This window comes from Rosenbergiella nectarea (assembly GCF_900111105.1).
GTDB classification, from domain to species: Bacteria; Pseudomonadota; Gammaproteobacteria; order Enterobacterales; family Enterobacteriaceae; genus Rosenbergiella; species Rosenbergiella nectarea.
Map to the genome: position 1 here is coordinate 266567 of NZ_FOGC01000003.1, position 22595 is coordinate 289161.

At 47.4% G+C, this 22595-nt stretch carries 20 protein-coding genes and 3 pseudogenes; 15 read left to right on the top strand and 8 right to left on the bottom strand.

Features of this window, described 5'->3' with window-relative positions:
- The first annotated feature begins 145 nt into the window (after positions 1-145).
- The gene (locus tag BMX14_RS05900; RefSeq protein ID WP_092674150.1) at positions 146-1366 is read left to right on the top strand and encodes a cupin domain-containing protein; all 1221 of its coding nucleotides are present in this window, start codon (positions 146-148) and stop codon (positions 1364-1366) included.
- A 210-nt stretch (positions 1367-1576) separates the two neighbouring features.
- Positions 1577-2605: a TIGR04086 family membrane protein gene (locus BMX14_RS05905; RefSeq protein ID WP_092674153.1), complete on the top strand. Its 1029-nt coding sequence runs from the start codon at positions 1577-1579 to the stop codon at positions 2603-2605.
- Between the two features lie 440 nt (positions 2606-3045).
- Here the strand turns inward: BMX14_RS05905 and BMX14_RS16825 are convergent, their stop codons facing one another.
- Positions 3046-3267, bottom strand: a complete 222-nt coding sequence (locus BMX14_RS16825) for a hypothetical protein (RefSeq protein ID WP_230527326.1) — start codon at positions 3265-3267, stop codon at positions 3046-3048.
- A 105-nt stretch (positions 3268-3372) separates the two neighbouring features.
- Between BMX14_RS16825 and BMX14_RS05915 the strand changes: the two are divergent.
- The 4 genes and pseudogenes from BMX14_RS05915 (at position 3373) to BMX14_RS05930 (ending at position 6334) form a co-directional block, all read left to right on the top strand.
- A pseudogene (locus tag BMX14_RS05915) lies at positions 3373-4056 on the top strand (IS1 family transposase).
- A gap of 471 nt (positions 4057-4527) precedes the next feature.
- Positions 4528-5136, top strand: a complete 609-nt coding sequence (locus BMX14_RS05920) for a lysozyme family protein (RefSeq protein ID WP_143056391.1) — start codon at positions 4528-4530, stop codon at positions 5134-5136.
- Positions 5133-5537 carry a lysozyme inhibitor LprI family protein gene (locus BMX14_RS05925; protein WP_092674159.1) on the top strand — a complete coding sequence of 135 codons (405 nt, stop codon included), beginning with the start codon at positions 5133-5135 and terminating at the stop codon, positions 5535-5537. The genes BMX14_RS05920 and BMX14_RS05925 overlap by 4 nt, the downstream gene beginning before the upstream one ends.
- Before the next feature lie 126 nt (positions 5538-5663).
- Positions 5664-6334: pseudogene (locus BMX14_RS05930) on the top strand (IS1 family transposase).
- Here the strand turns inward: BMX14_RS05930 and BMX14_RS05935 are convergent.
- The 3 genes and pseudogenes from BMX14_RS05935 to icd all read right to left on the bottom strand — a co-directional run bounded on the left by BMX14_RS05935 (position 6293) and on the right by icd (position 9014).
- Positions 6293-6736 (bottom strand): hypothetical protein, encoded by a 444-nt coding sequence (locus BMX14_RS05935; protein WP_092674162.1) that lies wholly within the window; start codon positions 6734-6736, stop codon positions 6293-6295. The pseudogene BMX14_RS05930 and the gene BMX14_RS05935 overlap by 42 nt on opposite strands.
- Positions 6696-7584, bottom strand: a pseudogene (locus BMX14_RS05940) (conserved phage C-terminal domain-containing protein). Before BMX14_RS05940 ends, BMX14_RS05935 begins: the two are co-directional and overlap by 41 nt.
- A 179-nt stretch (positions 7585-7763) precedes the next feature.
- On the bottom strand, positions 7764-9014 hold the full coding sequence (gene icd, locus BMX14_RS05945; RefSeq protein ID WP_092674165.1) for an NADP-dependent isocitrate dehydrogenase: 1251 nt from the start codon (positions 9012-9014) through the stop codon (positions 7764-7766).
- A 379-nt stretch (positions 9015-9393) separates the two neighbouring features.
- Here icd and rluE point away from each other — a divergent pair, with 379 nt between their 5' ends.
- From rluE to BMX14_RS05990, 9 genes are all read left to right on the top strand, one after another.
- Positions 9394-10008: a 23S rRNA pseudouridine(2457) synthase RluE gene (rluE, locus tag BMX14_RS05950; RefSeq protein WP_092674168.1), complete on the top strand. Its 615-nt coding sequence runs from the start codon at positions 9394-9396 to the stop codon at positions 10006-10008.
- 9 nt (positions 10009-10017) lie between these two features.
- Entirely contained in the window at positions 10018-10458 is a 441-nt protein-coding gene (locus tag BMX14_RS05955) for an NUDIX domain-containing protein (RefSeq protein WP_092674171.1), read from the top strand.
- A gap of 156 nt (positions 10459-10614) precedes the next feature.
- A complete protein-coding gene (locus BMX14_RS05960; RefSeq protein ID WP_092674174.1) occupies positions 10615-11568 on the top strand; it encodes a DMT family transporter in 954 nt (317 codons plus the stop codon).
- A 92-nt stretch (positions 11569-11660) separates the two neighbouring features.
- Positions 11661-12782, top strand: a complete 1122-nt coding sequence (gene mnmA, locus BMX14_RS05965) for a tRNA 2-thiouridine(34) synthase MnmA (RefSeq protein ID WP_092674178.1) — start codon at positions 11661-11663, stop codon at positions 12780-12782.
- A complete protein-coding gene (gene hflD, locus BMX14_RS05970) occupies positions 12782-13435 on the top strand; it encodes a high frequency lysogenization protein HflD (RefSeq protein ID WP_268993388.1) in 654 nt (217 codons plus the stop codon). The genes mnmA and hflD overlap by 1 nt, the downstream gene beginning before the upstream one ends.
- Before the next feature lie 37 nt (positions 13436-13472).
- On the top strand, positions 13473-14843 hold the full coding sequence (gene purB, locus BMX14_RS05975; RefSeq protein WP_092674184.1) for an adenylosuccinate lyase: 1371 nt from the start codon (positions 13473-13475) through the stop codon (positions 14841-14843).
- Between the two features lie 99 nt (positions 14844-14942).
- Complete coding sequence (gene phoP / locus BMX14_RS05980) at positions 14943-15614, top strand: two-component system response regulator PhoP (RefSeq protein WP_092674187.1); 672 nt, start codon at positions 14943-14945, stop codon at positions 15612-15614.
- The gene (phoQ, locus tag BMX14_RS05985; protein WP_092674190.1) at positions 15604-17070 is read left to right on the top strand and encodes a two-component system sensor histidine kinase PhoQ; all 1467 of its coding nucleotides are present in this window, start codon (positions 15604-15606) and stop codon (positions 17068-17070) included. The genes phoP and phoQ overlap by 11 nt, the downstream gene beginning before the upstream one ends.
- Before the next feature lie 67 nt (positions 17071-17137).
- Positions 17138-18277, top strand: a complete 1140-nt coding sequence (locus tag BMX14_RS05990) for a ribosomal protein uL16 3-hydroxylase (RefSeq protein ID WP_092674193.1) — start codon at positions 17138-17140, stop codon at positions 18275-18277.
- A 39-nt stretch (positions 18278-18316) separates the two neighbouring features.
- Here BMX14_RS05990 and cobB read toward each other — a convergent pair whose 3' ends face one another.
- The 4 genes from cobB to lolC are packed head-to-tail and all read right to left on the bottom strand — an operon-like array spanning position 18317 to position 22346.
- Positions 18317-19147: a Sir2 family NAD+-dependent deacetylase gene (cobB, locus tag BMX14_RS05995; protein WP_092674196.1), complete on the bottom strand. Its 831-nt coding sequence runs from the start codon at positions 19145-19147 to the stop codon at positions 18317-18319.
- A 58-nt stretch (positions 19148-19205) separates the two neighbouring features.
- Positions 19206-20450 (bottom strand): lipoprotein-releasing ABC transporter permease subunit LolE, encoded by a 1245-nt coding sequence (lolE, locus tag BMX14_RS06000; protein WP_092674199.1) that lies wholly within the window; start codon positions 20448-20450, stop codon positions 19206-19208.
- Positions 20450-21154 carry a lipoprotein-releasing ABC transporter ATP-binding protein LolD gene (gene lolD, locus BMX14_RS06005; RefSeq protein ID WP_092674203.1) on the bottom strand — a complete coding sequence of 235 codons (705 nt, stop codon included), beginning with the start codon at positions 21152-21154 and terminating at the stop codon, positions 20450-20452. Before lolD ends, lolE begins: the two co-directional genes overlap by 1 nt.
- Complete coding sequence (lolC, locus tag BMX14_RS06010) at positions 21147-22346, bottom strand: lipoprotein-releasing ABC transporter permease subunit LolC (RefSeq protein ID WP_092674206.1); 1200 nt, start codon at positions 22344-22346, stop codon at positions 21147-21149. The genes lolD and lolC overlap by 8 nt, the downstream gene beginning before the upstream one ends.
- Between the last annotated feature and the right edge of the window lie 249 nt (positions 22347-22595).

Genomic DNA, 22595 nt, shown 5'->3' on the forward strand with positions numbered 1-22595 from the left:
CCTATGCACCGGTGTTACCCTGTGACTAAAACCCTCATTAATTCGATATAAGAAATAATATTGTTAATATAATGTTACAACGTCTTTTTTTTAGTTTGCTTCCTGCTGGCGTAAAAGAGAAGGTACACACAGACAGGAGGTTTAGATGGCTAATTTCACACGACGCAACTTTATGTCTTTTGCCGCGGGGGGCACTATGATGCTCGCAGCAGGAGAAGTGCTCGCACACGATAATGATACTAAGGCTTATCCGTTTAAAGCTGATTTCCCTGGTCCCCATGACCCACTTCGCGAGCAGGAAAATAAGGATTTAGTCAATCCTCCGGCGACAGATAATGGAACCCTACCTAACCTTCGTTATTCCTTTAGCGATGCCCATATTCGTCGCAGCAGTGGCGGATGGACTCGACAAGTGACTAATCGCGAATTAGGGGTCTCAACAACAATCGCTGGCGTTGATATGCGTCTCAATGCTGGTGGGATTCGGGAACTGCACTGGCATAAAGAAGGTGAATGGGCTTTCATGACCTATGGTAATGCTCGTGTAACCGCATTCGATACCGATGGCGGCTGGTTTATTGATGATATTTCCGCGGGGGACCTCTGGTATTTTCCACCGGGTATTCCGCATTCAATTCAAGGTATCGGTAATGATGGCTGCGAATTTCTATTAGCTTTCGACGACGGTGGTTTTGATGAGGACAGTACTTTCTTACTTTCCGATTGGTTCAAACATATTCCTCCTGAAGTTTTAGCTAAAAACTTTAATGTTCCCGTATCGACTTTTTCACATTTACCCTCACCAAAAGATGAATATATTTTTGCAGGGAAAGTTCCAGGTGATATCGCGTCTGCGAGTCCCCAAAAAGGAAAAAAATCCAAACAGAACTTTACTCACCGGATGATACAGCAAAGCCCTATTATCTCAGCAGGAGGGGAAGTACGTATTACCGACTCATCGAATTTCCCCGTTTCAAAAACCATCGCTGCGGCGTTAGTTGAAATCGCTCCTGGCGGTATGAGAGAGCTACATTGGCATCCTAATAACGATGAGTGGCAATATTATCTCGAGGGCCAAGGGAGGATGGGCGTATTTGCCTCGTCAGGTCAAGCCCGTACTTTTGATTATCGTGCGGGGGATGTCGGTTATGTCCCATTTGCTATGGGCCACTATATTGAAAATACCGGTGATACTCCGCTCCGTTTCCTTGAGTTATTTAAAAGCGATTATTATGCTGATATCTCTCTCAATCAGTGGTTAGCCAGTACACCTATTGAATTGGTTAAGCAACACCTGCACCTCGATGACCAATTTATGTCGGCGCTATCGGCTCAAAAGAATGCGGTAGTCAAAAACAATTTATAATCTGGCAAAATATGGGCGGATTCATTCACCGCCCTTTTATGCTTTAGCAGCCCCTGATAAATAGTCATCATTCTCCATTCGAAAACCTTGCGACACCGAGCTCTTATCATTTTTTTGACTTCCCCTATCAAATTAAAGTGTAAAAATTAGAATTTTCCTAAACATGAACTACATTGATTAGTGGGTCATCCTTTTAAAATGGAGTTAAAGATGGAATTACAAAACGAAATTAAAATTACTAACCGGATTTCTTGGGGTAGCATCATTGCAGGCGTTATTACCGTATTGGCAGTTTCGCTACTTTTAACCACTCTCGGCGCGAGTTTAGGCTTCTCTCTTCTTTCTCCCACACAAGACGATATTGTAAACGGTGCTGATAAGGCCGTGATGATATGGACTGTGATTGCATTAATTATTAGTTTGGCTGCAGGCGGATTTGTTGCAGGTCGTTTAGCCGGGGCAGATGGCTTGATACATGGCTTCCTAATTTGGGGCACGACCCTGTTGGTTGCCACCGTATTAGGTTTCTCGGCTGTCGGAGGTCTCCTCAAACTGACAGGTAGCGCAGTAAGCTCCGTTGCATCCGGTGCAGGTAGCGTAGTCAGTGGTGCAGGTAAGGCCGTTGCCAATACCGCTGATTTCAGCAAAGATATTTTCGATAAATTAGGGGTCAATACCAACATTGAACTGTCTGATACCAACCAAGACGTCATCAATGCCCTCAAAAAATCGAATATCCCTGAATTACAGCCTCAATATCTGCAAGACCAGTTACAACAAGCTGGAAACGATGTGATGGATGCAGGCAAAGCGATTGCCACTCAACCTGATAACAGCGATCAAATCATTAGCCAACTGACCGATAAACTGAAAGCTCGCACAGAGACGATCAGCAAATCGATCAACCGTGATGATGTTAAAAATGCGTTAGCGAAAAACACCTCAATGACTCAGGAACAAGCAGACCAAGCGGTTGATAACTTTATCCAAGCTCGTGATAAAGCGGTGCAACAAGCGAATCAAAGTATCGACCAATTACAAACTAAGGTCGACCAAGCTAAAGCGCAATATGCGCAATTTAAGCAAGAAGCCAAACAAAAAGCCGATGCCGCAGCAAAAGCTGCAGCGAAAATCTCTCTATGGTCTTTCGTCGCGCTACTTCTAGGTGCGATTGTAAGTTCAGTTGCGGGAATGTGGGGCGTCAATACCCTACCTAACGGCAAACGTATTAAAGCCTAAGTCTATTGCCCTAATCTACGGATTAGGGCTTTTTTTAATAACTCGATACGGCCTTCTCTTTATTTCTTTTTTATTTAACGCCCCGCTCCCCGCCAGCAAGCTTTAATTCAAGATCACTTTAAACCTTACCATTACTTCTATAGTAAGCCTAAGCCACCGTCCGTTAGACCTGTTGCAGGGTGAGGCAGGTGTATACGAATGGACAATTTTAACCGTAATTGAAGGTATAAGTGACAACCTAAATTTATTTTTGTCACCTGCAGTATTATTTACTTGATGATAAACAGCGGGTTAAGACCTATTACTGTCAGCATGAAAATTCAAAAACTAGCCGTTTTTTCATATGTGGCCCCCTCGGTGAGTAAATTCGTAGCAAGGACTCGTTCAAAAGATGAGCAAAATCAAGCTTTGTGAACCATAGATCCGGCCCGAGCGGGCCGTCACCGGTAATATGGCTTATCTGCAGGTTTTTTGCGTGTTGGTACACGATTAGGGAATTGATGCGTTTGTAGCTCGTCAATTTTAATATATTTACGAACCCAGCTTGCGTAATTTTGAAGAGACCCAGAGACACCACGATCTATTCCTTCGCGGTGAGGTAGAATAATCCCCACCTGTATCTCTGGGAAATCTTCTTTTATCGCTTTCAAAGAAGGGGTCATATCCGTATCTGCTGAGACTAAAATAATTTTTTGATGCGTTATTAAGCTAGGGTGATGCATCCAATTAGTTGAATTGATGTATAATCATCGCTTTGAGGTTTTCTCATGGCCAGCGTTACTGTTCATTGTCCCCGTTGTCAGTCTGCTCAGATTTACCGTCATGGGCAGAACCCTAAAGGCCGTGACCGGTTTCGCTGTCGTGAGTGCCACCGCGTGTTTCTGCTCACCTATACTTATGAAGCCCGCAAGCCCGGCGTCAAAGAACAAATTACCGAAATGGCATTCAACGGTGCCGGTGTCCGGGATACCGCAAGGACGCTCAAAATCGGCATTAACACCGTCATCCGCACCTTAAAAAACTCGCCCCGAAACGAATAACTTCCTCTCCGGTCGCTCATGCAGATGTGGCGCTTATTTGCGAACTTGATGAGCAATGGCAGTAAAGCCCGGCAGCACTGGCTTTGGTACGCATACAATACCAAAACAGGCGGCATTCTGGCTTATACATTCGGGCCACGGACGGATGATACCTGTCGTGAACTACTGGCCCTGCTCACTCCGTTTAATATCGGCATGATAACAAGCGATGACTGGGGAAGTTATGCCAGAGAAGAACCAAAGGAGAAGAATCTGACAGGCAAAATATTCACTCAGCGTATTGAGTGTAACAATCTGACGCTAAGAACCCGCATCAAGCGTTTAGCCCGAAAAACAATCTGCTTCTCACGCACAATAGAGCTACATGAAAAAGTTATCGGGGCCTTCATTGAAAAATATATGTTCTACTAATTGGAGTCATTACCGGTTTTCGGGCGTAATAGCCCTGTTTGTAGGTAGGGACATAACTTTCTCCACACAGTTTTTATATCGGTCCCGCCCCATCATCTGCAAATGAACGGGACCAACCTTTGCCAGTAAATCGTAATCCACCAACTCGTTTATCGTACTAAATAACTGATCATACAACCAGTTTTATAATAACAATCTTAAAATATTTCGTTTATCTTGGAGAAGAGTACCTCTCAATAAATTGAGTTCCATTAGATCGCTACTACATGAAAATGATAGTTAGCCTGCGACATTAATTGAATAAAGTATCCTAGAGCGTTAACAGGTAACTGATTTACCAATGATTTCTTACTTTTAAATAAAGAAGGTCGATGATGGAAATAAGGAATAAGAATATATAGGCTTGTTTTAGTCCAAAAGATGGTGATAATAGCTGTATCTATTATTTATTCATGTGAGTGAGTGTTGATTATGTTGGAACCAAAAAAAGATATTGTGACATTCAGGGCTGAGAGAAATAATATTAAAAATAGCCCATACTATTCTCGTGTCATACATTGGCCAGAAAGCGTCAAAACATGCTCATCTTTAAATGAAAGATCAGGTGTAACTATTGGTAGAGGGTATGATATGAGGCATCGCACAAGGGATGCGATAATTCGAGATCTTCGTACTGCAGGAGTACCCTTAGAACAAGCCAATAAAATATCACTAGGTTCTAAATTACATAACTGCAATGCTGCATCTTTTGTTTTAAAAAATAGAAATGAGATTGGTGAAATAACCGAAGATCAGCAAAATAGGCTATTTAACTTAACTTATCCAAAATATGATATAGATGCTAAAAAATTTTATGAAAAATATAGAAGAAGTAATTCCCCACTATGGGATGAACTTAATATCAAGTTGAGGGATATATTTGTAGACATGAAATACCAAGGGGTATTAAAAAGAGTATATGTTTTAACATTCGAGAAAAATAATATTAATGACGTTATAGATCTAATGGAATCAAGCCAAGAAATAATGCAGTACAAAAATGGACGTAATAGAGTTAAATATTTGAAGGATAGGGAATGATTAGATTTTTATATTTGTTAGCCTTTATTGGATTCTCTGCTATAGCTGGGAACAAAGAAAATGCGTATTCTGAGGATTGTTTCGAAAAAAAGGTCACTGATGAAACTTATATTTGTATATCTGATAAAAAATATTCACTCGAAGATGAATATAATAACACATTCAAAAAACTACTAATAAATGTAAAGAAGAATAAAAAGTATGTTATGAACTATAGTGAACTAAAAAAAGGGTTGATGCAAACAAAGATAATTTGGGATAAATTTGTTGAATCTGAGTGCTTAATGGAAGCTAATGTATATGAAAAAGACACTAAGTTTTATGAAAGTGTATATAATAGTTGTTTAATTAAACGTTACTCAGAACGAATAAATTATTATAACCATTTAGAATTTATGTGACAATTCTCTATCTATGGTATAAGTAGTCTCCCCTACTTATATCCATGTCACCCAATACTTTTCAATATCAAGGTAATGACTCCAACTTATTGATTTAGTGTATGATGGTGTTTTTGAGGTACTTCTGTGGCTTCCATCTCCGTGCGCTGTCCCTCCTGTTCCGTAACTGAAAGTGTTGTCTGTAACGGCAAAAGTACCGCTGACCATCAGCGTTATCTCTAAATCGTGTCGTAAGACATGGCAACTCAATTACACCTACATCCGCTTCCCAACCTAGGACACACCAGAAAATCCTTAATATGGCGATGAATGGGGTTGGATGTCGCGCTAGCGCTCGCATTATCGGGGTTGGTTTAAACACCATTTTACGGCATATAAAAACTCAGGCCCCGCTCAGTAACGTCTAGAATATACCCGGGCAGTGATGTGATTGTTTGTGCTGAAATGGATGCGCAGTGGGGCTACGTTGGGTCTACATCTCGTCAGCGCTGGCTATTCTATGTCTATGACAAGATACGTAGGTGTTTGTGGCTCATGCCTTTAGCGAACGGACGATAATAACCTTGGAGCGTCTTCTGAATCTTCTGTCACCCTTTGAAGTAGTCGTGTGGATGACGGATAGATGGCCGATGTATGAATCACGCTTGAAGGGTGAGTTTCACGTTATTAGTAAGCGCTATACACAAAGAATCGAACGACATAATCTGAATATTAGGCAACATCTGGCAAGGCTGGGACGGAAATCACTGTCATTCTCAAAGTCGGTAGAGTTGCACGATAAGGTCATCGGGTACTAACTCACGATATAACACTATCAATAAATTGGAATCATTACCCTCCAGCTTTACCATACTCTCGCAGTTCTCAATGTGCTTAACCGCTTTGGTGCGAAGATGAACCTCACTGGTGCTATCGAACGCTGCTTGCCACGCGGTTTGCGCGATACGGTACCGACCAGAGTTTTCGTACTTCTCAGCGGTTTTCGCGTGCTTGTAAAACTCTGGGTTACTCATTGCTAAATTTTCACCTAACCAGAATGCCCAGCGCCCGGTGTAAACTTTTACTTCGCCACTCTCGACCAAATCGCTAATACACTTGCTGACTTCTCTGCGTCCGATCCCTGTCTTTTCGCTAATTTCAATCGCAGTTACCGGCTGGTCAGGGCTTAAAACTTTCAGTATCTCGGCTTTTCTGTCCATCACGCCCCCTGAAACCAGCTGGTGTGGATTGGTCAGGCGTGTCGATCTCGGTGATGACTCGCTCCCCCGGCTTAGCCCAGCGGCCGTCGATACGTTGCGGTCTACCTGCTTTGTCCCAATTACCTGCTCTCTGCAGGTAGCCTGCAAAGTTTTTCGGGATGAAAAGGGTCTTTGGTCGGATGTATTGCTCTTGCTCCGTTCCACGCCATTCCTCGGTCTTCTAGTCGATAACGAGGTTTAATTCCGCAACGGTGAAGTCTTCACGAAGTCGGGCACGGATATGCTCCAGTGAGGTTTTATTCGTCGTGAAACGTGATCCCGTGGTTTGGTTCAAGTGGGTTAACACATCACGAGCCTGTTCGGTAAGAATCACTTCGGGGTCGGGTTGCCCAGCAACCTGACAAAGGGTTTTTGATTTTACTGATGGTTCTTGTTTTGAAGTCACTGACGGAGCCCCCCAGATTCTGGTGGGTGAAAATGGGCCGTTTTGCTCGATTCCTACGCGTCGGATTTTGACCGGTCAGATTCTGATGCGTCAAAATCTGGCGTATGAGATAGAGCAGCTTGTCTAAGTTTGATGACATTTAATCGATAGATATTCCTAGCATTACGATTACCCGAACGCCTTTGCTCGCGAGTTAACCCCCCTTCTTTCTCAAACTTACCGACCGTAGTACGAATGGTTGAAACCCCGGCCCCAAGTTGTCTAGCTATCGTCTCGATACTGGCCAGTAAATTCCGTCATCGTTACTATAGTCAGCGAGGCGTGCCATGATGGCCACGCTAGTTAACTTCATCCCTGCAGCGGCACAGCCGTCCCATACATAAGAACTTAACTTAACGCTCATGATGGTTCCCTCTTAAACTTTTTGGACCATTCTCGACGTGGACACACAGTCGTGTGGGTACCCTTTTATCGGGGTAGTTTTGGGGAAGAATTTTGGGGAGAGTTTTGGGGAAAGAATTTTACAGTAAAAAAACGGGCACTTTTCAGCACCCGTCCTTATTAATCACGCAGAGTGATTAATTACATGTTAGAGATGATCGCATCACCAAACTCTGAGCATTTCAGTAACTTAGCGCCTTCCATCAGACGTTCGAAATCGTAAGTCACGGTCTTATTGGCGATCGCACCTTCCATTCCTTTAACGATTAAGTCAGCGGCTTCAAACCAGCCCATGTGACGGAGCATCATCTCGGCAGAAAGGATCACTGAACCCGGGTTCACTTTGTCTTGCCCAGCATACTTCGGTGCAGTACCGTGAGTCGCTTCAAACAGTGCACATTCATCACCGATGTTCGCACCCGGTGCAATACCGATACCGCCTACTTGCGCAGCCAGTGCATCGGAGATGTAATCACCATTCAGGTTCATACAGGCAATTACGTCATATTCTGCCGGGCGTAAGAGAATTTGCTGTAGGAAGGCATCTGCGATCACGTCTTTGATGATGATCTCTTTGCCGGTTTTCGGGTTTTTAGCCTTCATCCATGGGCCGCCGTCTAACAGCTCGGCACCAAACTCTTCTTTCACCAGTTGGTATCCCCAATCTTTGAAGGCACCTTCGGTGAATTTCATGATGTTACCTTTATGAACCAGCGTCAGTGAATCGCGGTCATTGTCGATAACATATTGGAAGGCTGCACGCACAAGACGTTTAGTGCCTTCTTCAGAACACGGTTTAACGCCGATACCGCAATGTTCTGGGAAGCGGATTTTTTTCACGCCCATTTCGCTGCGTAAAAAGTTGATCACTTTGTCAGCTTCTGCGCTGCCGGCTTTCCATTCGATGCCTGCATAGATATCTTCTGAGTTCTCACGGAAAATAACCATATCGGTCTCTTCAGGACGTTTAACCGGGCTAGGTGTGCCGGTGTAATAACGCACTGGGCGTAAGCAAACATAAAGGTCAAGCTCTTGACGCAGCGCAACGTTCAACGAGCGAATTCCGCCGCCAACTGGCGTGGTTAATGGGCCTTTAATGGCGACACGGTATTCTTTGATCAGGTCGAGGGTTTCTTGCGGTAACCACACGTCTTTACCGTAAACTTCTGTCGATTTTTCGCCAGTGAAGATCTCCATCCACGAAATCTTACGCTCACCGTTATAGGCTTTATTCACTGCCGCATCGACCACTTTTAACATCACCGGAGAGACATCAACGCCAATCCCATCCCCTTCGATATAAGGAATGACTGGGTTGTTGGGAACAGTTAATTTACCTTGATTTAGCGTGATTTTTTGGCCTGATGCAGGAACAACTACTTTGCTTTCCATCAACCTCTCCTTCGAGCGTTTTTGTTAATGACTTGTAATGTGTCGGGGTATGTTACGCGAAATCATCGCGACTTTCCTAGAAAAAAATCATTGCGACGTATCGTAAAATTCTTTTTAAGAAAAGTTAACTTATTGGCATGCCTCAAATAATTACTCTAGTTGTTAGGCAGCGTTGCGACTTACTTCACACTTTTGACTTTACACAATTGCACAACAAAAGATTAACGATAAGCGTTAACCTGGCCCTTTCAGATGCTAAGGACCCTGAAAAACTACTGCAATCTCTGCAAGACATCAACTGAAAGCCTGCCGAGACAAGGGTTAAATTATCTGGAGTCTAGGCTATACTGGCCGAAATAAAGCGCCGGATAACGTCATAATGAAGCCACTCACTCGCCCACCACGCCGTAGAAAACCGACTCCCTCGCGTCAGCGTAAGGGCCCTACCACTATTATCTTGTTCAATAAACCGTTTGATGTATTGCCGCAATTCTCCGATGAGGCGGGCCGTGCCACACTGAAAGATTACATCTCGGTGCCAGACGTGTATGCCGCTGGCCGATTAGATCGCGATAGCGAAGGCCTACTTCTTTTAACGAATGACGGCAAACTCCAGGCTGAATTAACTCAACCAAGTAAACGCACACAAAAGATCTATTATGTGCAGGTGGAAGGTCTTCCAAGTGATGAACAGCTCGTCCCGCTGAGAACGGGAGTCAACTTAAAAGATGGGCCAACCCTTCCCGCCGGTGTGGAACGCTGTGATCCGCCGCAGTGGCTATGGCCACGAAACCCGCCCATTCGTGAGCGCAAAGCCATCCCTACTCAGTGGCTTAAAATTACGTTATCTGAAGGACGTAATCGACAAGTCCGCCGTATGACCGCACATATTGGCTTTCCAACATTGCGTCTCATCCGCTATGCCATCGGCCCCTACCAACTTGACGGGCTAACGGTAGGCGAATGGCGCAAAATCGATAATAAACTCGCTTAAGGAGCCACTATGTTTACCCCGCATATTACCGTCGCCTGTGTTGTCCATGCGCAAGGCAAACTGTTGATTGTTGAGGAACGCGTTGAGGGAACAGTGACCTGGAATCAGCCGGCTGGCCATCTCGAAGCTAAGGAGAGTTTGATCGCCGCGATGGAACGTGAGTTGTGGGAAGAGACCGGGCTAAGATTATCTCCCGAGCACTTACTTGGCGTCCATCAATGGACAGCCAATGACGGAACGCCTTTTATCCGTTTCTTATTTAGTTGCGAGGTTGAAAAATGTCTCGATACTGCCCCGCAGGATGACGATATTGATTGTTGCCATTGGCTAACGCCCTCTGCAATCCTGCAATCGTCTCAGTTGCGTTCTCCGCTGGTGGCGGAAAGCATTAAGCTCTGGCAATCGGACACTCGCTTCCCCTTAACGGCGTTACACTGGTTTGAGCAATAATCTTGAAATAACGCGCGATAATAAGAATTATTTTCTCTAAAATAACGATATTGTAGAAATATTTTTTCTCGTTGTCGCTTTATGATGGATAACGAGAAAATTCATTCTCTCGAAATCTCGATATAGTGTAGACCTCTACTTGCCGAGGTTATCGAGATGAATTCTGCCATCAAAACGTTACTCTTTATCATTGTCTCACTGACGTGGGGAACCACTTGGCTAGCGATGAAAATCGCGGGAACCACCATTTCCCCTCTCTTTGCCACAGGCTTACGCTTTCTCTGTGCGGCCCCCCTGTTATTGATAGCCTTAAAATACAGCCGCTCTCCCCTACTGTTTCCTAAAGGACAGCGGGGTTTCCAAGCCATCATTAGCCTCTTTTACTTCGCCATCCCCTTTACCCTGATGATTTATGGCGAACTCTGGGTGAGCTCCGGATTGGCCTCGGTGATTTTCGCGATGATGCCAGTCGCCGTGCTCTGTGCCTCAATCATCTTACTTCGTGAAAAAACTAACTCGGTCCAAATATTGGGGCTGACTATTGCACTGGTCTCGTTAATTTCCGTGCTACTGCGCGAATCACAAGGGGCAGCGTCAGGACAGCTGCTGGGGATAGTGATGCTGGTCGCGGCGGTGGTTATCCATGCCATTATGTATGCCTTATGTAAAAAGCGCTGCTGTGAAGTCTCAGTGCTCACGTTCAATGCCTTGCCTTGCTTAATGGCAGGCTTGTTGTTGACGGTGGTCGGCTGGTTCACCGAACATCCGGTGATAGCGCAGTTTTCCTCACACTCTGTGCTTGCCGTCGTCTATCTCGGTGCCTTTGCCGGTGTCTTTGGCATCCTGTGTTACTTTATGCTGCAGAAGCGTGCAACGGCGTTTCAAGCTTCAATCGTCTTCTTGATCTTTCCCATTATCGCGTTGAGTTTAGAGAATATCCTGTACGGTCGCTCGCTGTCCTTCGGTTCACTCTGCTTGATGTCTCCATTAGCTCTCGGAATATTTCTCACATTATTTGGCAACCAGTTAAATCAGCGGCTGAAAAAGAAGAGTCAATCGGTAGTTTTATCCGCTCAATTGGAAGTTAACAAGCGCCAACATCGCACATAGCGCGTAATTGAGCGCGGTAATACAGGTGCGATCCGCCTCGGTGCATGATACACTGGGGCGTTCGTATTGATTGCCAACTTCAGTGAGTATTTATGTTTGACCAGAGTGCAAAAAAAGTCATCGTCGGTATGTCCGGGGGTGTGGATTCTTCCGTTTCAGCGTGGTTACTGATGCAACAAGGCTACCAAGTTGAAGGCCTGTTCATGAAGAACTGGGAAGAAGATGATGGTGAAGAGTATTGTACTGCTGCTGAGGATCTCGCCGACGCGCAAGCTGTCTGCGATAAGTTAGGTATCAAACTGCATAAAATTAACTTTGCTGCAGAGTATTGGGATAATGTATTTGAGCTTTTCTTGGAAGAGTACAAATCTGGGCGCACGCCTAACCCCGATATCCTTTGCAACAAAGAGATCAAATTTAAAGCCTTCTTAGAATTCGCGGCCGAAGACCTCGGTGCTGACTATATCGCCACTGGTCATTACGTGCGTCGTAAAGATGTCGAGGGCAAAAGCCAATTACTGCGTGGCCTAGATATCAATAAAGATCAGAGCTATTTTCTTTATACCCTGAGCCATCAACAAGTGGCGCAGAGTCTATTTCCCGTCGGCGAACTGGAGAAACCAGAAGTTCGCCGTATCGCAGAAGAACTTGACTTAGTCACCGCCCGGAAAAAAGATTCGACCGGTATTTGTTTTATTGGTGAGCGTAAGTTTAAAGATTTCCTTGCTCGCTATCTCCCTGCCCAACCAGGCCCTATTTTTAGTGTGGACGGCCAAGAGGTCGGGACTCACCAAGGCTTGATGTATCATACCCTAGGTCAGCGTAAAGGATTGGGTATAGGTGGACTCAAAGAGAGCAATGATGACCCGTGGTATGTGGTCGATAAAGATGTCGCCAATAATCAGCTGATCGTGGCACAGGGAGGAGAGCACCCTCGCCTTATGTCCGTGGGCCTCATCGCCCAACAACTGCATTGGGTCGACCGTATCACCTTAACTGAGCCGCTGCGTTGCACGGTGAAAACCCGCTATCGTCAAACGGATATTCCTTGCCTTATTACCCCGCTTGATGCCGAGCGTATTGAAGTGCGATTTGACGAACCTGTCGCGGCGGTAACGCCGGGGCAATCGGCCGTCTTTTATCTCGGTGAATGCTGCTTGGGCGGTGGTGTGATCGAACAGCGTCTCCCTCTTCTGGATTCGGAAAACGCGTAGTGGCAAAAAAAAATATTTATGAGATGACCCTTGCTTTTGCAGGCATCTGTCAAGCTGCGCACCTCGCGCAGCAGTTAGCCCGCCATGGCCGTTGCCCCGAAGAGGCCTATCACTGCTCGCTGCGTAGCCTCACCCAGCCCCTTGAGGCGCCGGGTGGTGCGCTGAGCTACTATGGCGGTAACGAAGCCGCGTTACGTTTCGGATTAGAAACGATGATAGCCGTGCTCAACACCCCCTCACAGAAAGGGGCGCTGGCTGAGATAACGCGCTACAGCCTCGGGATGATAGGCCTAGAGCGCAAAGTGACCAAAAATCGTCAAGCACTCAACGATCTCGAACAACGGTTACGCCAACTTGACCGTCAGTTACAACATTTTGGGATTGATTCGTCGACCCTCGCCTCCGCCACAGCCAGTATTTATACTGATATTGTTAGCCCCCTGGGGCCTCGTATCCAAATCACTGGTGAGCAAGCCATCCTTCAAAACTCCCTGGTACAAAGTCGGGTGCGAGCAGCACTGCTGACCGGCGTGCGGTCGGCGATGCTATGGCAACAACTGGGGGGCGGACGGCTACAGTTGCTGTTCTCTCGTAGTAAGCTTGTCGAGATGGCAAAATTAATTTTATCTGGCTTGCCGCACGCAGATGCGTAGCGGCGGCAATTTTTATTTTTTACTCAGGAGTTTACTGATGGAATTATCCTCACTCACCGCGGTCTCCCCTATCGACGGTCGCTACGGTGACAAAGTCAGTCCATTGCGCGCGATCTTCAGCGAATTTGGATTACTCAAATTCCGCGTAGAAGTCGAAGTTCGTTGGCTACAAAAGCTTTCATCAGTGACACAAATCGCTGAAGTTCCTTCATTTAGCGCAGACGCAAACGCTTACTTAGATAAAATTGTCGCAGAATTCTCAGTCGAGGATGCGCAAACCATCAAAACGATTGAGCGCACGACTAACCATGACGTTAAAGCCGTTGAATACTTCCTAAAAGAAAAAGTCGCGGCCATTCCAGAATTACATGCTGTGACTGAATTTATTCACTTCGCCTGTACATCAGAAGATATCAATAACCTCTCTCACGCTTTAATGCTTGAAACGGCACGCCAACAAGTGCTGCTTCCTGAGTGGCGTAAAGTGCTTAGCGCCGTGGAAGCGCTGGCCGCAGAGTATCGTGACATCCCTCTGCTTTCTCGTACCCATGGTCAACCCGCTACGCCTTCGACGCTAGGTAAAGAGATGGCTAACGTTGCCTATCGTTTAGCCCGCCAAATCGCTCAACTTGAGAAGTGTGAGATTCTCGGAAAAATCAATGGTGCGGTCGGAAACTATAACGCGCACCTCGCGGCCTATCCTGAAGTGGACTGGCATCAGGTCAGTGAAGAATTTGTCACGGGGTTAGGGATCCGTTGGAACCCCTATACCACGCAAATCGAGCCACACGATTATATCGCTGAGCTGTTTGATTGCGTTGCCCGTTTCAATACCATCATTATCGACTTCGACCGCGATATTTGGGGTTACATCGCCCTAAATCATTTCCGCCAAAAAACCATTGCGGGTGAGATTGGTTCATCCACCATGCCTCACAAAGTGAACCCTATCGATTTCGAAAACTCCGAAGGTAACCTAGGGCTGGCTAATGCCGTTCTCCAGCACCTAGCCACCAAATTGCCGGTGTCACGCTGGCAGCGCGATCTGACTGACTCCACCGTATTACGCAACTTAGGCGTGGGCCTCGGCTATGCGTTGATCGCTTATCAGTCAACGTTGAAAGGGATCTCCAAGTTGGAAGTTAACCAAGATAAGCTGTTAGCTGAACTCGATCAGAACTGGGAAGTCTTGGCTGAACCTATTCAAACGGTAATGCGTCGCTATGGCATCGAGAAACCTTACGAGAAGCTGAAAGAACTGACGCGTGGTAAGCGAATCGACGCACAGGGCATGCAGCAATTTATCGATAACCTCGATCTCCCTGAGGATGAGAAGGTGCGTCTTAAAGCCATGACACCGGCCAATTATTTAGGCCGTGCCATCCAACTGACGGATGACCTAAAATAACCGGCTGGGGACTTCACTCAACTCTTTTTATTATGTTAAGTCCCCGTTTAGACCTTGAGTGGTACTCTATGTGTTAGTGAATACAGAGAGGATGTGCAGATGCGCGTTTTAGTGGTCGAAGATAACCCGTTGTTACGGCACCATTTAGCCGTTCAGCTTCGTGAAATGGGCCATCAGGTCGATGCGGCAGAAGATGCCAATGAAGCTGACTATTTCTTAAATGAATACGTCCCCGATGTGGCCTTGGTCGATCTCGGCTTACCGGATGAAGATGGGATGAGCCTTATTCAGCGCTGGCGTGCGCAGGAGATTAAGCAACCGATTTTAGTGCTTACCGCCCGGGAAGGGTGGCAATCTAAAGTGGCGGCACTACAAGCGGGTGCGGATGATTACGTAACCAAACCTTTTCATATCGAAGAGGTTGCCGCTCGGCTACAGGCCTTACTGCGTCGGACCGCTGGCCATGCTTCACAAGTGATCCACTATCCCCCCTTTCATATCGATCTGTCTCGAAAAGAGCTGGCCATCGATCAGCATCCGGTAAAACTGACCACCTTTGAATACACCATCGTTGAGACCTTGATTATCAATGCGGGTAAAGTCATCAGTAAAGAATCGTTGATGTTACAACTCTATCCCGATGCAGATCTGCGTGAAGGCCATACCATCGATGTGCTGATGGGCCGCTTACGGAAAAAAATTCAGCAGTATTATCCACATGACGTCATCACAACTCTGCGAGGCTTAGGATACCGTTTCGATGCCCCATAGTCAGACGCCATCCCCACGACGTAACAAATTTACGCTATTGCCTCTCTCCTTACGAGGCCGTTTTTTGCTCGCCGCCTCAGCACTAGTGCTCATTATTTCGCTCTGTTACGGAATCGTTGCCGTGGTGGGCTATGTCATTAGCTTCGATAAAAATACCTATCAAGTGATGCGTGGGGAAAGTAATTTGTTCTTCACCCTCGCCCAGTGGCGAGATAATAAATTGGTGATCGATCGTCCGGATAACCTAAAGCTTAATTTTCCTACGCTTGTCTATATCTACGACGAACATGGCCGATTACTCTGGCAGTTACGCGATGTGCCTGAGATCCGCCGCAGTATCTCCGAAAGCTGGCTTAAAACGAATAACTTTCACGAAATCGATGCCAGTAATAAGGTCAGTGTGGCGGCGATCGGTAATAACAGTAAGGCTCAGAAGAAGATTGCCGAGCTAGACAGCGATGATACCTTTACTCACTCGGTGGCGGTAAGCCGATACGATGCCACCGCAACCCTGCCGGCCCTAACCATCGTCGTGGTTGACTCGATCCCACAAGAACTGCAACACAGTGAAGTTGTCTGGTCATGGTTTAATTATGTGTTAGCCGCTAATTTCTTATTAGTCATCCCCCTGCTGTGGCTCGCCGCCCGCTGGAGCCTGAAACCTATCGGCCAACTGTCAGCAGAACTAAAAGCACTGGAATCCGGGCAACGGGATTCATTAGGGGATTCCCCACCGAAAGAGCTGAAAGGTTTGGTCAGTAACCTCAATCTACTGCTAAAAAGTGAACGTAAGCGGAGCAGTCGCTACCACACCACGCTCTCCGATCTGACTCATAGCTTGAAGACGCCGCTGGCGGTCATGCAGAGTACCTTACGCTCTCTGCGCGGGGCTAAGCCGATGCAGGTTGAAGAAGCAGAGCCGCTAATGCTTGAGCAGATAAGCCGTATCTCTCAGCAGGTTGGCTATTATTTGCACCGCGCTAGTTTGCAGGCCGAAAATAATCTTTTGCACCGAGAAATACACGCCGTCGCCCCGTTGATAGATAGTCTGTGCTCTGCACTCAATAAGGTTTATCAAAATAAAGGGGTTGATATCACCGTAGACCTATCCCCCGAGCTTACCTTCTCCGGGAATCGCGACGACTTGATCGAGGTAATGGGTAATGTCTTGGACAATGCCTGTAAATATTGTCTAGAGTTCATTCATATCAGTGCGAGACAGGATGATACCACGCTGACCTTAATGATTGATGACGATGGCCCTGGGATCCCTGCCACCCGACGTGAGATGATCTTCCAGCGCGGACATCGTGTGGATACGCTTCGTCCAGGGCAAGGCATTGGTTTATCGCTCGCGCGCGAAATTGTCGAGAACTACGCTGGCGAAATACGGGTTTCACGCAGCCATTGGGGTGGCGCACGAATGGAAATTGTCTTTGCCGATCAGATGATTTGATTTCCTGTCTCATTCTCGTAGCCACACTGATATACTCTCGCCAGTTTTCTCACTCTTTGAGGGTATTATGTCTTTCGAACTCGCCATTGACTGGCCTACATTTCTCGCGACCGCTTGGCAGAAAAAGCCAGTCGTTATCCGTCAAGCATTTCGCGATTTTCAGGATCCTATTAGTCCCGACGAACTCGCAGGGTTGGCGATGGAAAACGAAGTGGATAGCCGATTGGTCAGTCAAACTGCCGCAGGCTGGCAGGTTGCGCATGGACCCTTCTCGGATTTCGACCATCTCAGCGAGAGTCACTGGTCACTGCTAGTGCAGGCGGTCAATCACTGGCACCCGGCGGCGGCTGAGCTGATGCAGCCTTTTCGCGCGCTATCCGATTGGCGGATGGATGACTTGATGATCTCTTTCTCCGTCCCTGACGGGGGTGTTGGGCCTCACTTAGACCAATATGACGTCTTCATTATTCAAGGTGCAGGACGGCGTCGCTGGCGGGTGGGTAACAATGATGTCGTGGCTCAGCACTCCCCTCACCCAGATTTATTGCAAGTGGCTCCCTTTGAAGCCATTATCGATGAAGTCCTCGAACCGGGTGATTTAGTGTATATCCCCCCTGGGTTTCCACATGAGGGCTACTCGTTAGAGAATTCGCTCAACTATTCAGTAGGCTTTCGAGCACCTTCGGGCAAAGAACTGCTCAGTGGCTTTGCCGATTATGTCCTCGCGCAAGAGCTAGGCAGTCGTCGTTATCAAGATCCTACGCTGGGTCTACGCGATAATCCTGCATCGATCTTAACCGAGGAAGCAGACAGCTTACGCGCAATGATCAGCGGACTCGTAGATTCAGAAGATTTCACCCCTTGGTTGGGCGAGTTTCTGTCGCAGTCACGCCATGAGCTAGACATCGCACCGCCCCAACCCGCTTATCAAGAAGATGAAGTGCGCGACGCGTTAGAGGAAGGGACACCGTTGCATCGTATTGGTGGCTTAAAGGTTTTACAGCTAGCGTCTCACACCTTCATTAATGGCGAACGTTTTAGTAGTACCGTTCCCGGCTTCTTAAATTTGTTAGCCACAACAACAGAGATTGACGCGGAACAGTTATCGCCATTTATTGAAGAGAACAGCGTATTAACCCAGCTGACAGGGTTAATTAATGCTGGCTACTGGCATTTCGCCGGAGAAGAAGAGGAAGGCGACGAGTAAGCGTGACCGGGCAGTCAAGGCTGACTGCCCTCTTACTAATCAACACTGGCTGAGAAACATTTCCACCCAAGCTGGCAGTGTTTGCGATGCCGGGCCATAATGGCCTTCGATAAATTCTTCCTTGGACGCAGTAGGCTCAAGATTAAACTCGATGGTCTCTGCACCTTGGATTTTCGCTTCGTGTACAAAACCGGCGGCCGGGTAGACTTGTCCAGACGTCCCCACTGCGATAAAAATATCACATTCCGCAATCGCCTGATAAATCCCTTCCATCTGCAGCGGCATCTCACCGAACCACACGATATGCGGCCGAAGCGGTGCCGGAAATTGGCAACAGGTACAGCGATCGCTCGGTTGCAAATCATCCAGCCAAGTAATGACTTGCTGGCTTTGCGTACAACGTGCTTTCAGCAGTTCACCATGCATATGGATAATATTCGCACTGCTCGCGCGTTCGTGCAGGTTATCAATATTTTGCGTCACAACCAGTAAGTTATCCCCTAAAAGGGTGCCCAGTTTTGCTAACGCACGGTGCGCATTGTTAGGCATTATTTTGGCGGACTGTAACTGACGGCGGCGTTCATTGTAGAAGTTGTGCACCTGTTGCGGATCACGGTGGTAACCCTCTGGGGTCGCAACATCTTCAATAGCATGGTTTTCCCACAAGCCATCTGCGGCACGAAAGGTCGGGATCCCCGATTCGGCTGAGATACCGGCCCCGGTCAGTACCACGACTTTTGGCAAGGGTTTGGAGATGAGTTTCGCTATGCGTGCATCTTCGAAATAAGATTGTCGAAAGCGTTGGCGCATTTTTCGCTTGTTCTTTTTGAAACGGGCGACGCGAATGCGACGACGATTGCTGGTACGCATGAGAACTCCTGCAGAACACGTTAAACATTGTGCTCGTGATGAAACGAGCACCCGATAATTATTGCCCGCTTAATACCCGCGCAGGATCAATGCGGCTTGCTCGACGGGCCGGATACCAGCTGGCCAGCAAACTTAGCACTAACGCACAGAAGAGTACGATAACGACGTCACTCCAGTGCAGCACTGAGGGTAGAAAGTCGATAAAGTAGATATCACCGGAAAGGAAATGATGCCCGGTCAACGATTCAATCCCTTTAATCAGTCGTGTCAGATTCAGCGCACCCAGCACACCAAGCACTACACCAATCAGGCTTCCGGTGATCCCTGCCAATAAGCCATACCAAATAAAGATGGCACGGATCAGACGATCTTTCGCGCCCAAGGTACGCAGTACGGCAATATCACTGCTCTTATCTTTTACTGCCATCACCAGGGTGGATACAATATTGAAGCAGGCCACCCCAATCACCAAGATCATGGCTAGATACATGATGGCGCGGATCATCTGGATATCACGATACATATAACCAAAATCTGAAGTCCAGTTACGGATATAGACGTAGCCATGAGTCGCTTCGCCGGCGGCGCGGACGATTGCGGGTGCTTGGAAGGGATCACGCATCTTCAATGCAATCCCCGTCACCGAGTGCCCCATATCCAGATAGTTTTGCGCATCGGCTAACGGGACTAAAGCTAGACTATGATCGAGCATACCACTTAACTGCAAGATGCCGCTAACCTGTAGTCGAATACGTTTAGGCTGCAACAGCTTATTCTGCTGATCATTATTGGGGATCAGTACCGTGAGCCAATCACCGGTCTTTAGGCCTAGCGTTTTCGCAATCCCACCGCCAATGATGATCTGCTGCTGTCCTGCATGAAATGAGGACCAAGCATCATTTTGGACAAATTGTGGCAGGCTACTTAAGCGTGTCTCTTGCTCCGGGTCGACCCCTTTGACTTGAATAGCTTGTAATTTCTGAGCGCTTTCGATCAATCCGGTAAAGGTGATGAACGGTGCTGCTGCCGCAACGCCTTTCACCTGCTCAATGGGGTTAAGTAAGGACTGCCACTGCTGAAAAGGTTGATGCACCGGAATGATCTCGCCATGGGGCACCACATCCAAGATCCGCTTGTTTAACTCACGCTCGAAACCATTCATTGCACTTAGGCCGATAATCAGTACCGCAACACCCAGTGCGATGCCGGCGGTTGAGAGTACTGAAATCAAGGACACCATCCCTCCCCGACGACGTCCTCGACTAAAGCGCAGTGCCAATAAAAAAGAGAGAGAGCCTTGCATTAACTTACCCCTTGTAAGACCGGCTGTGCATGTAATACCCCGTCACGCATTTCCATCTGACGGTCTAACCGCTTGGCGAGCGCTAAGTCATGGGTCACGACGAGGAATGCCGTCCCTTGGCTCTGATTTAATTCACCTAGCAGCGCAAAAATGGCATCGGCATTACGCGCATCAAGATTACCGGTCGGTTCATCGGCCATCACTAAACTGGGCTTATTCACCAAGGCTCGGGCGATCGCTACACGTTGACGTTCCCCTCCAGATAGCTCGGAAGGGCGATGTTTACCCCGTGGACTCAGGCCTACCGCATTCAGCATTTCATCCGCACGGTGGGCCGCCTCTTGGGCAGAACACCCGCCAATTAATAGCGGCATCGCCACATTTTCCAACGCAGTGAAATCGGGTAGTAAGTGGTGAAATTGATAGATAAAGCCAAGTTGTTGGTTTCGTAAATCGGCCTTGGCCGACGCACTCATGCTATTCAGGGATTGTCCCTTAAACAACACTTCCCCCGACGTCGGCTGGTCTAAGCCACCCAGTAAATGCAGTAAGGTACTCTTCCCCGAGCCAGAACTACCAATGATCGAGACGAGCTCCCGTTCAGCAATACTGAAACTGACCTGTTTCAGCACTTCGGTACTGACTGCGCCCTCACGATAGGTTTTGCATAACGCTGAACACTGTAATAAAGGAGAATTATTCATAACGTAAGGCCTCAGCGGGTTGTACGGTGGCAGCACGCCACGATGGATAAAGGGTTGCCAATAAGGCCAAGATCATCGCACATAGGGTAATCATCACCACTTGACCGACATGGATATCAACCGGAAGTGCCGCACCATCTAATAATAAGCCGATAACCGGTAATAAATGATTTAATTGACTGGCCAATAGGCAGCCCAATAACGCGCCACACAACGAACCAATAATCCCGGCACTGGCACCCTGCACCATAAACACCGTCATAATCTGACGACGGGTTAAGCCTTGAGTTTGCAGTATCGCCACTTCACCTTGCTTCTCCATGATTAATAGGCCCAGGGAGGTGATGATATTAAAGGCGGCCACCGCCACGATCAGACTGAGTAGCAGACCCATCATATTTTTTTCCATTCGGACGGCCTGGAACAGATCGCCCTTACGCTCACGCCAATCTTTCCAAACCGTTTTTTCAGGTAGCGCATGGTGATCGATTTCATCCACCGCTAACGGATGATCAAGCCAGAGTCGCCACCCCGTGATCTGCCCTGCCGGATAGAGCATGATGCGGGAAGCATCCTGTTGATTGACCAGAATTTGATAACTGTCGACTTCGCTGTTGGCTGCGTAGATCCCCGCGACGGTGAATAGGCGTTGGCTCGGCATCCGTCCCATCGGCGTAAATTGACTGACCGACGGTACCATTAGCCGTAGCTTATCGCCGGGTTGTACGCCAAGCTGATTAGCCAGTTGCGCACCTAAGATCACCTGATAGCTTCCCGCGGCGGGAATATGGCGGGGGCCTTGTTCGATATAAGGCAATAACGGGTCCTGCTCTTCTGGTGCAAGGCCGAGCATAACTCCCACGGAAACATTGCGCGCGCTTTGTAAGACCACATCGGCGGTAGTCAAAGGTGCCACACGATTGACGCCCGCGAGCTTAATAGACGACGCCGGAAATTGTTGCGGATCGATATGGCCAGCAGGTTGCGAAACCACGGCTTGAGGCATTAAGCCTAGAATATTACCTTCTAACTCGCGTTCGAAGCCATTCATCACCGAGAGTACCGTGACTAACGCTAACACCCCTAAGGTAATCCCAATCGCTGAGAGCCAAGAGATAAACCGCCCGAATCGGTCAGTAGCACGGCCACGCATGTAACGCAGACCAATAAATAAAGCGACAGGTTGATACATGTAGTCCATCCCGGACGGTAAAAAAGGTTATGAGGATGATAATGGAGCTGCCGCCTTTATGAAACCTTTACCGGAGTAATCATCAAGGTAAACTCTCGGAAAAGCGCTTAGTTGTATAAAAATAAGCCAAACGCATCCCTTAACCTACGAAAGCGAATACCGCTTCGCAGTGCAGAGTGCTACTTTAAAGAGAGAGAAAAACGCGGATCACGACCTTTCTGCATTACTGACAGAAACGTTAATGTATCT